A 14,924-nucleotide genomic window follows, 5' to 3' on the forward strand; every position below is an offset into this window, starting at 1 on the left:
TTTCATATACATCAAAATCTTACGTTTAGTCCTGCCGTAAACACTCTTGTAATTGGGTATACTCCAGTATCAATTCCTGCTTCAAATGGCTCTCCGCCTATCTCAGGACTATAACCTGTATAGTCTGTGATCGTGAATAGATTCGTTCCTGATAAGTAAAACCTGGCACTACTTATTTTTAGAAATTCAGTAACATTTTGAGGGAAATTGTATCCTACAACAACGCTTCTAAGTCTGATAAAGGAACCATCTTGTATGAAATACTCTGATTGAAAGAAGTTGTTTCCGCCAGCTGTAACCCTCGGCTCGGTATTACTTGGATTTGTTTCACTCCATCTGTTCAGCACATTGGTCTCAAAGTTTGCTATGTCCTGTTTGAGTGCTTTACCATTATAAATTTCATTTCCAAATTGTCCTTGAAAATCTATTGAAAGGTCAAATGATCTATATCCTAGATTAAAATTCAATCCGGCAACCAAATCTGGAATAGGACTTCCAATTATCTCCCAATCTTCAGAACTGAGTTCATTGTCTCCACTAACATCTCTGAATCTCAAGTCTCCTGGTTGCTGACCAGGAAGGGAAGGATTATTGGCAATTTCGGTTTCGTTTTGAAAGACCCCATCAACTCTATATCCGTAAAAAGCACCAATGGGGCTACCAACTCTAGTAATTGTTACATTCTGACCTCCACCTATATTTCCTCCAAACTTAGGCTCATCTCTCTCCCCAATGCTTAATGTCTCATTATCTATGGTATGTCCCACCAAACCAACGCCATAAGAAAATTCGCCTACTTCATCCCTCCAGTTTAAGGAAAACTCAAATCCCTTATTCCTGACGTCTGCTGCATTCAAGAATACCGGAACGAAATTTCCATTACCAAAATGAGCTGGTGTTATGAGGCTCACCAGTATATCTGAAGTGGTATTGTAGTAGTAATCGACTTCACCAGATAATCGGTTATCAAGCATTCCAAACTCGATACCTACATCGATCATTTCCGTTTCTTCCCATTTCAGGTTTTCATTGGATGTTCTTCCCAAAGTAGCACCTGGCTGAATAGCTTCTGGTATTCCAAAAACTCCATCAATACCTGCCTGGACTGAGGAAAAACGAGAATCCCATGGTATCTTATCGTTACCGACTCTTCCCCAACTTGATCTCAATTTCAGATTCGTAATAAAGCTTGAATTCAGAAAATTTTCTTCCGTAACATTCCAACCTAGCCCTACAGCGGGAAAAAAGCCATATCGCTGATTAGCTCCAAATTTTGAGGTTCCATCTATTCTAGCAGTAATCGTGATTAAATATTTAGATTTGAATGAATAGTTCACTCTAGCCAGATAGGATAAATAGCTATACTTATCTACTCCGTCGTTTACACTTTCACTTTCTGTTTCTCCATTCCTCAAAAATCTTAAGTCATCATCTTCTCGAATCAGATTTTCAGTGCTTCCCGAAAGAAGATTTCTATTCGTCTCTTGTGCTGTATATCCTAATAAACCATTGATTCTATGGTCATTAAACTCCTTACTATACGTTATGGTGTTTTCCCAAAGCCAGGTAGCAGTCCGGATACTTGATTTGGTTAAATCATTTTCTTCATTTAGCTGTCTATCTGAAACAAAGAAAACAGGTGTAAAACTGATGGCATCAGTAACATCACCATCTAATTGATAGCTAGATTTAAAAGTAAAATTTTTCAGAAATTTTATTTCAGCATAAATATTGGCTAAAACACCAAATGACTTTCTGGAATTATTTGCATATTCAATGGTTGCCAGGGCATTGCCTACTGGATTCTCCAAAAAATTTCCCGAGGCATCAGTTGCATCGAAGACTGGCCATGCACGATATGCAGTTGAAACAATATTCCCAAGATTTTCTTTATTAATGTTTGAAAAAGTCAGGTTATTGCCCAATGTGAAGAAATCTGTTAATTCATACTTTCCATTATACCGTACAGATATTCTTTCATAATCCGTCTTGGGAATCACGCCATCCTGCTTCAAATAATTTCCAGATATGAAATAGTTAGTCTTCTCCGTTGCTCCAGATGCAGATATCGTGTAAGACTGTAATGGAGCGTTTTCTTCAAAAATCAATGATTGCCAATCGGTATTAGCAACAAGATCTTCATTGAATGGCGTGCCTAACCCTATTTCGTTAAAAACCTGAGCAAACTGTCTTCCGTTAAGTAGATCAATTTTGTTAGCTACATTTTGAAAGCTATAGTGTGAAGAAAATTCTAATTTAGCATCGCCCTTGGAACCAGTTTTTGTTGTAATTAATATAACCCCATTAGCACCTCTTGTGCCATAAATTGCAATAGAAGAGGCATCTTTTAAGACTTCAATGGATTCTATGTCAGAACTATTTAAAAAGCTTAAATCCGCTCCAGAACTCTGACCAGCATCGAAGACATCACCATCGACAGAAGAAAACCTATTATCATCTATAATGACTCCATCAACCACATATAAAGGTGAAGGATCATTTAATGAACCGACTCCCCGTATTCTTACCGATGGAGCAGCACCTGGCTCTCCCGATACGCTGGATATTTGAACTCCTGAAACTTTGCCCTGGAGAGCTTGAATTGGATTGGAAGAAGGAATTTTAACGATATCTTCATTTTTTACCGAAAATACCGAGCCTGTAAGATCTCTTTTCTGGACTGTCCCATATCCAATGACGACCACCTCTTCCAATTCACTTAAATCCAATTCCATCTCAATGTCAATGGTAGATTGATTTAACACGCTAATTTCTTGTGATTGAAAACCTATATATGAGAATACCAAGACTATGGTACTATCAGGCATTAATAGATTGTATCTTCCATCAATATCAGTGATTGCACCTTGAGTAGTTCCTTTTATTTGAACTGTCACTCCCGGTAGTGGTTCGCCATCATCTGCTGACGTTACTTTTCCCGTAATCGTTTGCGCTTGAGCGCTAAAAAAAAGCAGACTCAAAGCTGTCATGCATACCGTTCGAAAACGTGGTAATCTTTTTACCATGCTGTTGGGGTTAAAGGTTAATGTCTAAATACCTGATTGTTAACTCAAAAAGTAAATTCGACAGATTCTATTTTGAATTAATAAATCAATTCTATCAATAAAGAGAAGTTGGAAACAAAAAAGGATGGAAAAAAGTGAAATAAAATTTGATTTATGCTATGAAAATTTGCATTTGATATATCGCATAAAAACCAATCTATTTTTATCTATTAAAGCTCTAAAGATCATTTTGATACTATTTATTACGCTTTAATAGCAACTATTTCTTTTTGTTGAAAAATTGACTATTTCTGATAATCTGAAGTATCCAAATGCAAGCTGAAAATATTCTTTACTTGAAACTTCGATTCTTCATCTTGATATTTTTCAGCAATTTTTTTCTTGAAATTCCATATAGTATTTCTTCTAAGATTAAGCATTTCAGACAGCTCATCTAATGTATATTCATTCGCATCATGACTCATGATATATAGGATATAAAATGCTTTTTCTAAAGGAAATTTTACTCGATGGAAAATAGTATTACTGGTAATTGATTCATCATAGCCGCACTTGGTACACCTCTTCGAGAACGTGTGATGGCCTTTGGAAAATTTCTTGTTTTCACACTTGATGCAATGAAACCCATTTCCCCATTTAAGCTTATCCAAAAAGTTTAAACAGGTCAATTCACTCGGAAATATTTCATTGAACTGCTCATACGTAAGGTTTTTATTAATCAATCGATCTTGCAAAACTTCCTTGATATTGTTCTTCAGTTTCCAATTGTCCAAATCAAGTTTGGAATTGATTTTATTGATAGCTTCTGTTTGCTGAAACAGTTGCTGATTGGTCTCTGCTAACTCCATGTTTTTCTCTTCAAGCTGCTTGGTTCGTTCCCCGATTTTTTCTTCCAGTTCTCTATTCACTTTATCTTTTAGTTCAGCATTTTCTTTATGCTGCGCAATGGATCTTTTCAAAGCTCTATCTCGATTGTCTTTTAGTATTCTTACTCGATCACTAAGCGCAAATGTTAGAAACAACATTTCCAACAAAAAGCAGACATGCAGACTGTAGTAAGAAAGTATGATGAAAGGGATGATAGACAGAAACAACAATGCCTTGATCAAGAAACCAAGAAAAAGCATGCCATAGGCTAATACGAAAAACCTTGCTGGCTTATATCCCTTATACCAAACGCGTATGCTGCTGTAGAAAATCAAGGTCATGGGGATCAATTCTATATTTCGATACTCAAAAAGCTCATGATCAAAAAGCAAGGCAATAACAAATATGACTGTCCTGATAATGATTGTCCATGTTAAGATCTTATGTAATCTGGGTGACCTGACTTTCGTATTAAGAAAGCGCCTGGTAAACAATAGCGACCAGAATATCAATGAAAACAGAGCTGTGCCGTAAGCTATTTGATTCCACCCTGGTAGATTGGGCCACAAATATTGATAGGCAATGCCATCAACGCACATAGCGTACACAAATACACTTGCAATGTAGAAGGTGTAATAAAGGTACTTGCGCTCTCTGATTGCAGAAAAAATCAGGAGATTGTATATGGAAACGATAAAGATCATCCCATAGAAAATGCCATAGAGGAAATATTCATTTAAAGAGTAGTAAACAAAACGATTTACTGTTCTAACAGCTAGCCGAATGTCGGCATAGGAATGAGACTTGACACGGAAGTACACCTCTTGCTTTCCTTTAATATCTGAATTAATTAGCCATTCAAAATTTTTATGAGCAAAGGATTTCTCACCGAAAGGAAAATAGTCTCCAGCTTCATCTTTCTGGTATCCATCGCTTACTTTAGGGATGTATGCAGTAATACTATCAATGGTTTGATCATAAAACTCTATCATCCACTGCCCTTCTGATTTTACTGGTATTTCTAATGTTAGCTTAACCCAATAGGTACATGTCACACAGTAATCTTTGGGCTTGAATTGATCATGCACTTCAAATTTCTCAGATCTACTTAGCACATCATCGAATGTCAATACTCCAATACTATCTATTAAGATATCAAGTGTATTTATCGGTCGAAGAAATTCATCACGATCACCATCTAAGTAGAGATGATCACCATTTGATGAACCTATTGACTGGATTAAAAAAAGGTATAAAAATGCCTTTATCATAATATGACCTGAACTTGATTGTCATTTGATAAACCCTAAATTAGTATTGTTTTGAGTAATCTAAACCAGCGAAATAGTAAATACTCCCTGCTATTAACCAGACTTCACATAAACAAATATCTTTACATATGAATTCTGTCTTATCAACTATCATTAATGTAGGTGTTTCATCAGAAATGCCTTTTGATAAGTCCAGACAGTTTCGATTGGTTAATATTTCTACTTTACTAGCTGCAGGAACTACACTGCCGTATATTTTTATCTTTTTCTATAAAGATATCTTTCTTGGAATAGTGGCTCTCTTATTCTTTCTAAGTTTTTGTTCTTGCTTATTACTAACAAAACGAAGAAACTATTCAAAATCAAGGATTCTACTATACGTACTTTCATGCACTTATCTCTTCGTTGTATCATCTGCTTTAGGAAGAGCGGCAAGTCACCATTTGATGCTTATTCCAGTTTTGCTGAGTATCGTCCTGGTTTTTGATTTTGAAGAAAAGTCCAAACTTATTTCGCTTATTGGGTTGGTTTTATTCACTTTTATAGCTCTTGAGCTTACAGATTTTTCACTTTTCTCCATTCCCCTAACTATCCAGGAAAGTAGACTTTTCTACTACGGCAGCTTGTCTGTAGCTGTTCTTGGTTCTACGACTATTGGAATATTTTATTTCTACCTCTTTGGTAAACAATTAGAGAAAAATCGGGAGATGATAGAAACAAGTAAGGAAATCGAGCATACGATCAATTATTTTTCTTCCTCCCTATTTGGGAAGAATTCGGTTGATGAAATTTTATGGGATGTAGCCAAAAACTGTATCGGAAGACTAGGGTTCGTAGATTGTGTTATCTACTTGCTCGATGAAAGCAAGCAACTTCTCATTCAAAAGGCAGCTTTTGGAAGTAAGAATCCTTACGCATTTGAAATATATAAACCAATGGACATCCCAGTTGGGGATGGAATAGTTGGACGAGTGGCTGAGACGAAAGAGGCCATTATGATAAAGGACACTTCCGTGGATAAAAGATATATAGCCGACGATCAGAGACGATTGTCGGAGCTCGCTGTTCCACTGATTTACAATCAAAGGATAATTGGTGTCATTGATTCAGAGCATCATAAAAAAGACTTTTTTACTATTCGGCATCTGAATGTTCTGAAGACCATTTCTTCTTTATGCGCTAACAAAGTGGCCAAAGCAATAGCCGATCAAGAAAGGGAACAATCAATAAAAATCAAAGCTGAAGTAAACCGGATCAAAGCATTTGATCAATTAAAGTCAAAGCTTTTTGCGAATGTATCTCATGAATTAAGAACTCCATTGACGTTGATCATGGGAACGATTGACAAACACATTCAATCCGATGTAGGTGATGATTGGCATGTTCTCCGGAGGCATACAGACAGGCTGCTAAGGCTTATCAATCAGCTTTTGGACCTCTCAAAGATTGAGGCTAGTGAATACAGGCTTCAAAAAGAGTCAGGAGACATAATGAAGTTTCTTAGAGTCACTTTATCACTCTTCTCTTCGCTAACCTACAACAGAAAAATTACATTAAAAGGGACCATCCCTGATGATGCTGTTTGGCTAAAATTCGATAAAGATGCACTTGAAAAAATACTCTTCAACCTGCTCTCTAATGCCATAAAATTTACCTCTGAAAACTCAACTGTAGAGCTTTCAGCTGTTTATGAAAACGGACTTATTTTAAAAATATCTGATCAGGGTTTAGGAATTCCTAAAGCAGAAATTGATAAGGTTTTTGACAGGTATTATCAAGCAAAGAAGAATCGAAGTTCTGGAACAGGTATAGGCCTGTCCTTGACTAAAGAACTCGTTGAGTTACATGAAGGAACGATCAAAATAGAGAGTGAACCTGAGGAAGGATCTACTTTCATTGTGACCCTACCTCTAGAAAAAGCAGAAGCTGAACTAGTAACGATTGATTCACCACAAGAAACAAGCTCCGCCAATAGCCAGGCTAGTCCAAGTGGGAATAAAGAACTTGTTCTTGTCGTCGAAGACAATCTCGAACTATCCAATCATATTTTAGAAATTTTTCAGTCAGATTTTCAACTCATTCAAGTCTTTGATGGAGAAGAAGGGATTCACTTAGCTCAGCAAAGACTTCCTGATCTGATAGTCAGTGATGTCATGATGCAGCATACAGATGGATTCGAGCTATGCCAGACATTGAAAGAGAATGAACTGACCAGTCATATACCTATTATTTTGTTAACTGCTAAAACTGGAGAAACTGATAAACTACATGGGCTACACTTGGGTGCGGACGATTACATCGCTAAGCCATTTAGTGCTGAGGAACTCAAGATTCGAATTCGAAATCTTTTAAAATTACGAAAAAACCTAAAGGACAAATTCAGTCAAATCACTACACTGAATTCGGATGATATAGTGATAACCAGTGTAGATGAAATCTTTATTAAAAAGGTGATTTCTACAGTAGAAGATAGTTTGCATGACGAAGAATTTAATGTCGAGGATCTATGTTTTCAAATTGGCATAAGCAGGATGCAAATGCATAGAAAACTCACAGCTTTGACAGGTAAGTCTACTTCAGCTTTTATTAGACAACTCAGACTTCAAAGAGCAACTAAACTATTAGCAGCTGGAGAAACATCCTCCCAAACAGCCTATGCTGTTGGCTTTAACAGCCTCTCCTACTTTACTAAAGTTTTTAAAGAAGAGTATGGAGCCTCTCCTACGGAATTCATGACTAAACAGTCTTAGTCTACTACTAATCACAATCTAACTTCTAAGGATTGTTACATATGAGCTAAGAATAGTTACATAGTTTAAACTATGATTTTATGAGTGGATAGAACTTGCAAAACAAATTATTTCCACCAAAATATGAAGCTCAAATCACTCTCTATCATTTGCTCTATTCTAATTCTATCTAACTATTCCTATTCGCAGACACCAGTAAGCGGTACACTTTCAGTAAATACTACATGGAGCCTAGTAAATAGTCCGTATGAACTGACTGGAGATGTTACCGTAAGTACGGGTATAACACTCACAATTGAACCTGGCACAGAAATTCACTTTAGTTCTGGAGATGACCTCTTCGTAAATGGTACGTTAATCGCTGAGGGAACTGCTACAGATTCCATTCGATTTATTGGAGAAATCTCTGATGATGGTGGCATTGATTTACTTCAAGGAAGCGGTGCATCTACTTTTAGTTACATCAGTGCTTTCGAATTCGGAGATAACATCAGTACCAGAGGATATGCCATACATGTTAGAACTGCATCAAATGTACAGATCACACATTCAAGATTTGATGAATCCAGAGGAGTCGTTAAGGTATATGATGGTGCTACACCTACCCTGGATCAATTAACAATAACAAATGCTTTTACTGCTATCTATGTAGAAAATGGCCATCCTATAATTTCAAATAGTATAATTGATGGTACCGATCGGACAGGGATTTACCTTTTAGATACGGCTACCGTCCAAAACAATGTGATCAGCAACAATGGAGACAACCTCAACTGGGCAGGTATTCATATCGATGCAGCTATAGTTCCAATCATCGAAAACAACACTTTCTCAGGCTCCCAGATAGATATTCTTACACATCCTGAAATTGCCAATGATGAATTCTTTGATACAAATGAATTGACCGAAATCTATCTTGATGATAAAGAAATAGCGACAAACACAACGTGGCATAAACCACAAACACCAGAAAGTTGGACCTGGAATTTATCAGGTGTATCCAGCGAATTGATAGTTAACAGTGGTGTCACGCTCACGATCGAACCCGGCACACAGATTTCATTCAGTCATTCTTCCCAAGACCTAATTATAGAAGGTACTTTGATAGCCGAAGGAACTGAGGTTGATAGCATTACATTTTCATCAGTAGTAGGCGGAGATATTTGGTTGAATGAAACTGGAGCCAATTCATCTATCCAATATGTCACATTCAATAAAATTGCTAGCGGAAATAATTCGGCGTTAACAATATCTTCTAGCAACACTCATATTTCCAATTGTCTATTTGATGAATGCGAACGAGGAATCACCATCGCTGCTGATGTCGACCCGATCATTCAAAATAATACTTTCAAAAATTCCAGCGATTATGGAATTGTTATTGAAGATGGCTCTCCACTTATCACCCATAATCTCATTGATGGAGGATCTCTTCCTGCTACTCAGGGAATTCTTATTTCAGAGGGAAAGCCCTCTATTAAAAATAATACACTCCAGAATATTGGAACTTTGAACGGAAGAGTAGCCATCCATATTGATGCTCCAGTTGCTCCAGATATTGAGAGTAATACATTCTCAGATAACTCATGGGACATCCTCACCCATCCTGAAATAGTAAACGATACGCTATTTGATAACAATGGACTTTCTATCATTCATATTGATAGCAAAAACATAAGTCAAAATACTACCTGGCATTCACCACAAGCTCCGGAAAGCTGGGTTTACATCAAAGAAGGGGGAAACACAATAGAAGCCGGAGTAACATTGACTATAGAACCTGGAGTTGAAGTTCAGTCTACCAACTACACACATGATATACTCGTAAATGGTACGCTTATCGCAGAAGGAACCACTTCGGACAGCATAAAATTTGTAGGTTCCGAAATCCATCTTAATGCTAGCAGTATCAATTCCACATTCGATTATGTTGCTTTTTCACAAATGGGAGCTTTTAATCAGGCGGGATTGCAGATTTACACCTCAAGTGGTCAGGTCAATCATGCTCTTTTCGATAATTGTGAAGTGGGAATTAGTGTACATGATGGGGCCTCTCCCATTATCAATTATTCGCTATTCGAAAATTCAAACGACTATGGTATACGAGTGTATGATGACGCTTCTCCAGTTGTAGAAAACTCCAGTTTTAGCGAAAACCCATTCGCCATTAACAATGAAGGAACTGGTACAGTAAACGCCATCAACAATTGGTGGGGAGATGATTCAGGCCCTTTGAATTCATCCACAAATCCAAATGGCCAGGGAGAAGAAGTATCGAATAATGTGCTATTCACACCTTGGTTGACTTCCAATCCTACTAATGCAGCGATCACAGTTCTAACCCAACCACTAGATCACAGTATATGTGAAATGGAACAGGTTAATTTTAGCGTTTCCGCAACTGGGGCAAACAACTTGCAATATCAATGGCAAGAAGATCAAGGTTCGGGATTTAATGACATGTCTGACAATGGTCAATTTTCTGGTACATCAACATTTAGCCTAATCATTTCGGAGGTTAGTACTTCACAATCCAATTTCAACTACCGCTGCTTAATATCTGGAGATAACGCAACGAATGTCTTCAGTTCTGAAGCTGAACTTAATGTGATAGCAGCCTTAACTATTATCACACATCCTGAAAATCAAGAGGTAATAGAAGGGCAGGGCATTGTCTTTTCAGTCAATGCATCAGGCAGTAATCCCTCCTACCAATGGCAAAAAAATGAAGAAGATATTAGTGGAGCAAATACTTCCAGTTTGTCATTGTCTACCGCCAGTGTTTCAGATGAGGGGGAGTATAGGTGTGTCGTTAGTAATGAATGTAATACAATAATCAGCAACAAAGCCATTTTGACTCTGGCTGAAGAAGTTCTGGGTATTGAAAAAGCACTCTTTAACCTTGATACCTATCCCAACCCCTCGTCTGGCCAATTCCATCTGCACATAAAAAATAAGTACGCTGGAAGTATGAAAGTATGGGTCACAGACCTCACAGGAAGACAAGTATATATGCGTGAATTGATAAAAGAGAGAGAGGAATTTGACACTCAGATTTCTATTGACGGTTTGAAGTCAGGGGTCTACTTTCTAAAAGTATATGTAGCAGATGATCTCTCAGCAATTAGTCAGATCATTATCAAATAAACAACGACCGTTCAATTCCTAAATTAAAATCATGAAAATTATATCAATTATCACCATTCTTCTATCGTGTATATCTAGCTACGGCCAAAACAAACAAGACGAAAAGGCCATCCTCCAAGTCATCGAGAATCAAAACAGGGGATGGGCCACCAAAGATCTGGAATTGAGCCTTCAGGATGTGGACGACAACATCGATTGGACCAATGCATTTGGAGATCGGATGGAAAGTAAAAAGCAACTAGAAACACTTCTCAAGAGAATCTATTCATTTGATTTTGTCATGAAAGGGAAGTCAAAGAATCAATATAACGACATCAATTTTCTGAGTCCGGAAATAGCTATCGTAAGATCCAAAACAGTAGTGAAAGGACAAGAATGGGGAGACGGCACAGCTATGAAAGACCGACACAATCATCACCTCAGAGTATTCCATAAAAAAGATGATAGCTGGAAAGTGGTTAGTCATCTGATCAGCCAGGCTTGGGAGAAAAAATAGACAAACATTTTTCGACAGTAGTTAATTATGGAATTATTATCTCAGCCAAGTAATGGGAGTCGCATAGAATATCTGGACATCCTTCGTGGCATTGCTATTCTCTTCATATTCATAGCAAACATCATGGCATTCTCAGGCTTTCTGTACGCGACTGAAATCAAAGGAATTGTTCCCATAGAACTACCCACAGATTTGATTCTCGACTTCACTCTATTCATACTAGTAGATGGTAAGTTCTACTCTATCTTCTCTCTACTTTTTGGAATAGGATTTGCGATTCAATTACACAATCAAGAAAAAGCGGGTAAGCCCTTTGTTCCTTTCTTCAGAAGAAGAATGAGCTGGTTGTTAATTATTGGACTCATTCACCTGATATTCATTTGGTTTGGAGATATCCTTACCCTTTATGCGATATGCGGGTTCATTCTGATCTTATTTCGGAACCATTCCAATAGAAGTCTCCTCATATGGGCTTCTATTCTATTAATCCTCCCCATCATCCATACTTTCCTACTTGGTCAACATGGTTTTAATTATCCTGAGTATTTCTATGACCTGAATGCTCATTATTGGGAGAGAAATAACCTCCCTCTGATTATATGGTACAATGGCGAACCAACGGCAGATCTTGGGCTATATGTTACCACCCATAGTTTCAGTGAATATGTAACGATTACTTTAGGTAACTGGCTATTGCGAATTGGTGCAATACTCGAAGAAGGGAGAATCTTCAAAGTATTTGGAATATTTCTTATAGGTGTATGGGCGGGTAGGAATATCATCTATAAAGATTTGCTAAATAACCTTATTCTACTCAGAAAGATCCTGATTTGGAGCTTGATTCTAGGCCTTCCGGCCAGTGCTTTGAAAACGTATATTGAGTTCTTCCAATGGGGAAATGAATCATGGAATTTAATCAAGCAAATAGCCTATTTGATTGGTACCGTTCCTCTTGCATTAAGCTATGCCTCCGCCATTGCCTTATTGTTGAAGAGAAAAATAGTCTTTCTTCATTGGTTTCAACCGGTTGGTAAAATGGCGTTATCCAATTACCTCATGCAAAGCATTATCGGAATTACTATTTTTTATGGTGTTGGCCTTGGATTGGCCGGAAAACTTGGGTTTACACTCATTCTTCTAACAGCTATTTCAATATTCATCTTTCAGGCTTTAATAAGTAAATGGTGGTTAAGTCGCTTCCAATATGGCCCTGCAGAGTGGGTATGGAGGCGGCTTTCTTATGGGAAAAATTTTAACTCTTTAAAGCCAAATAAGCAATGAGGTTTTTCAAAGTAATCGGTTGGATAATTGTCATATTGCTGAGTGGCTTCTTCTTCTACGAAAGTATAGCTCCCTATATTTTTAATGATTTGGCTCCTAGAAAAGTTAAAATCAAACCGTTTCTAGTTATACATTTTGTAGGAGCATTTTGCACTCTTTTCATTGGACCTATGCAATTCTGGCCCTCCATGCGAAAAAAGTATTTGCACCTTCATAGAAGCCTTGGTAAAATATACATCATTGGCTCACTCATAGGAGCAGCCATGGTTTTCTATCTTTTGCCTACCTACCCATTACCTGGTGCTATCCCTGCTCTTTTTATGCTAGCTGGCCTCTGGATACTAGTCCTTCTGGCAGCCTGGTATTTTATTAGAAAAAGGGATATCCGGCAACATAAAAAATTCATGATTCGAAGCTATGTATATGGTCTGGCATTCATCTTTATACGCCTTATGGACCAGTTGGAGGATGAAAGTCTTAATCCATTTTCATTTATTCCAGATCAGACCATGCGATTTACTTTGTACGAATGGATGTGCTGGGCATATCCATTCGTCATTACCGAAATACTATTGGTGTGGTGGCCTTCCATAAACAAGCATCGAATTTCTACAGATCAAACAAAAATCTATCAACAATGAAATATCATTTCAAAATCATGTCTTTTATTGGCATTATAATGTGCTTGTTTTCTTGCAAAGAAGTATCATCAGAAAAAGAGAAAGAGTCGTCTGCCCTATCAGTTACTAAAGCAACAAAAATCGATTCAGTGTGTCAAGCATTACTTTCTAAGGGGAATACGGTGGGGTTTTCTATTGCCATCGCGCATGAAGGAAATATACTCTTTTCTAAGGGCTATGGATTGGCCAATATTGATTCCAGAAAACCTGCAACTGAAAATACCATCTATGCTATTGCATCCATTTCAAAATTCATCACGGCTGTTACAACAATGAAGCTATTAGAAGATGGTAAGATCGATCTTGCTGACAAAGTAGTTGACTATTTACTTGATTTTCCCAGACAAGAAGGAATGGAAGATATTACCATTGAGCATCTACTTCGTCATCAATCTGGATTGGTAGACCATGAGGACTGGTTTGATAGTTTGTATATCGAGGAAGGAAGAGTCTTTGAAAGACATGAATTCTTTGACTTCATTGACCGTCCTTTATTCTTTGAGCCTGGAAGCAGTTACTCCTACTCAAACTCAGGGTATGCCACTTTATCTATCATTTTAGAACAAATAAGCAATCAGTCATTCCAGGATCTTATTATTGAAAAAATTGGGAAGCCATTAGAACTAAACTCACTTGGTCAGTGGCCTCTGAATTGGAATAAAGAAAATGCTTCTATGAGTTATGAGTTAACTGAAAATGGAGTTGATACAAGCTTTCATATGATGACAAAATCTATGAAAGGAGACGGTGGGCTATCAGCATCAGCTGCAGATTTAGTAAGGCTTGCCTCCTCATTGGCTTATGGTGAATATCTTAAAGAAGCTTCCTTAGACAAAATCATGAGTCCTACAAAGATTGGAGAAGTTGAAATTGACTATGGATTAGGAGTGAAAATGGGTACGTTGAGCGATCAGGAAACCTGGGGCCATTCTGGTGGATATAAAGGAACAGGCTGGGCCATAGTTTCTCATTATCCGGAATCCGGATTTACTTTTGCTGCTGTTATCAATACAAACTATTCTCCTGAAGAAGCCTGGACGATCAGACATTTAATCATGCCAATAGTCTTAGGAATTGATAGGCCTGTCTACCAAAAGCAAACTATTGAGAATCCAGAAAAATATATAGGAAAGTATACGGCTATCAATCGATGGGGAAAGCAGCAGCCTTCGGTTAGAACAATAAGTTTCGAAAATGGAGAATTAGTGAGAGATGACCCACATACTGAACATCCGGGTTCAACCCTATATCCTATCGGAGAAAATCAATTTTCATGGAATCCTTACCCTTTTGATGAGTTTAAGTTTCATGTAGTCAACGGAGAGGTGGTGGCTGTATCTGAATATATGGATGGTTTTTTCGCCATGGTAAGGTTGAAAGAGTAGCCATATCTTCACCACAGTATT

At 37.5% G+C, this 14,924-nt stretch carries 8 protein-coding genes; 6 read left to right on the forward strand and 2 right to left on the reverse strand.

Annotation, left to right across the window (positions count from 1 at the left end):
* Positions 1 to 11: 11 nt before the first annotated feature.
* On the reverse strand, positions 12 to 3,026 hold the full coding sequence (locus ABJQ32_03110; protein ID MEP5288609.1) for a TonB-dependent receptor: 3,015 nt from the start codon (positions 3,024 to 3,026) through the stop codon (positions 12 to 14).
* A 284-nt stretch (positions 3,027 to 3,310) separates the two neighbouring features.
* Positions 3,311 to 5,164 (reverse strand): 7TM diverse intracellular signaling domain-containing protein, encoded by a 1,854-nt coding sequence (locus ABJQ32_03115; GenBank protein ID MEP5288610.1) that lies wholly within the window; start codon positions 5,162 to 5,164, stop codon positions 3,311 to 3,313.
* A 128-nt stretch (positions 5,165 to 5,292) separates the two neighbouring features.
* On the opposite strand from ABJQ32_03115, the gene ABJQ32_03120 reads away from it, so the two are divergent.
* The 6 genes from ABJQ32_03120 to ABJQ32_03145 all read left to right on the forward strand — a co-directional run bounded on the left by ABJQ32_03120 (position 5,293) and on the right by ABJQ32_03145 (position 14,903).
* Positions 5,293 to 7,914: an ATP-binding protein gene (locus ABJQ32_03120; protein MEP5288611.1), complete on the forward strand. Its 2,622-nt coding sequence runs from the start codon at positions 5,293 to 5,295 to the stop codon at positions 7,912 to 7,914.
* Positions 7,915 to 8,037: 123 nt separating this feature from the next.
* Positions 8,038 to 11,061 (forward strand): right-handed parallel beta-helix repeat-containing protein, encoded by a 3,024-nt coding sequence (locus ABJQ32_03125; protein MEP5288612.1) that lies wholly within the window; start codon positions 8,038 to 8,040, stop codon positions 11,059 to 11,061.
* Positions 11,062 to 11,092: 31 nt separating this feature from the next.
* Complete coding sequence (locus tag ABJQ32_03130) at positions 11,093 to 11,557, forward strand: SgcJ/EcaC family oxidoreductase (protein ID MEP5288613.1); 465 nt, start codon at positions 11,093 to 11,095, stop codon at positions 11,555 to 11,557.
* Positions 11,558 to 11,584: 27 nt separating this feature from the next.
* The gene (locus tag ABJQ32_03135) at positions 11,585 to 12,838 is read left to right on the forward strand and encodes a DUF418 domain-containing protein (GenBank protein ID MEP5288614.1); all 1,254 of its coding nucleotides are present in this window, start codon (positions 11,585 to 11,587) and stop codon (positions 12,836 to 12,838) included.
* Entirely contained in the window at positions 12,835 to 13,479 is a 645-nt protein-coding gene (locus ABJQ32_03140; protein MEP5288615.1) for a DUF2306 domain-containing protein, read from the forward strand. The genes ABJQ32_03135 and ABJQ32_03140 overlap by 4 nt, the downstream gene beginning before the upstream one ends.
* Positions 13,476 to 14,903 carry a serine hydrolase domain-containing protein gene (locus ABJQ32_03145; GenBank protein ID MEP5288616.1) on the forward strand — a complete coding sequence of 476 codons (1,428 nt, stop codon included), beginning with the start codon at positions 13,476 to 13,478 and terminating at the stop codon, positions 14,901 to 14,903. Before ABJQ32_03140 ends, ABJQ32_03145 begins: the two co-directional genes overlap by 4 nt.
* Positions 14,904 to 14,924: the final 21 nt, after the last annotated feature.

It is taken from the genome of Marinobacter alexandrii (assembly GCA_039984955.1).
In the GTDB taxonomy this organism is placed as follows: domain Bacteria; phylum Bacteroidota; class Bacteroidia; order Cytophagales; family Cyclobacteriaceae; genus Ekhidna.

Excerpts from the sequence above, each read along its gene's own strand:
- ABJQ32_03120 (MEP5288611.1), top strand. The coding sequence starts at position 5,293 with ATGAATTCTGTCTTATCAACTATCATTAATGTAGGTGTTTCATCAGAA.
- ABJQ32_03130 (MEP5288613.1), top strand. The coding sequence starts at position 11,093 with ATGAAAATTATATCAATTATCACCATTCTTCTATCGTGTATATCTAGC.
- ABJQ32_03110 (MEP5288609.1), bottom strand. The coding sequence starts at position 3,026 with ATGGTAAAAAGATTACCACGTTTTCGAACGGTATGCATGACAGCTTTG.
- ABJQ32_03135 (MEP5288614.1), top strand. The coding sequence starts at position 11,585 with ATGGAATTATTATCTCAGCCAAGTAATGGGAGTCGCATAGAATATCTG.
- ABJQ32_03115 (MEP5288610.1), bottom strand. The coding sequence starts at position 5,164 with ATGATAAAGGCATTTTTATACCTTTTTTTAATCCAGTCAATAGGTTCA.
- ABJQ32_03145 (MEP5288616.1), top strand. The coding sequence starts at position 13,476 with ATGAAATATCATTTCAAAATCATGTCTTTTATTGGCATTATAATGTGC.
- ABJQ32_03140 (MEP5288615.1), top strand. The coding sequence starts at position 12,835 with ATGAGGTTTTTCAAAGTAATCGGTTGGATAATTGTCATATTGCTGAGT.
- ABJQ32_03125 (MEP5288612.1), top strand. The coding sequence starts at position 8,038 with ATGAAGCTCAAATCACTCTCTATCATTTGCTCTATTCTAATTCTATCT.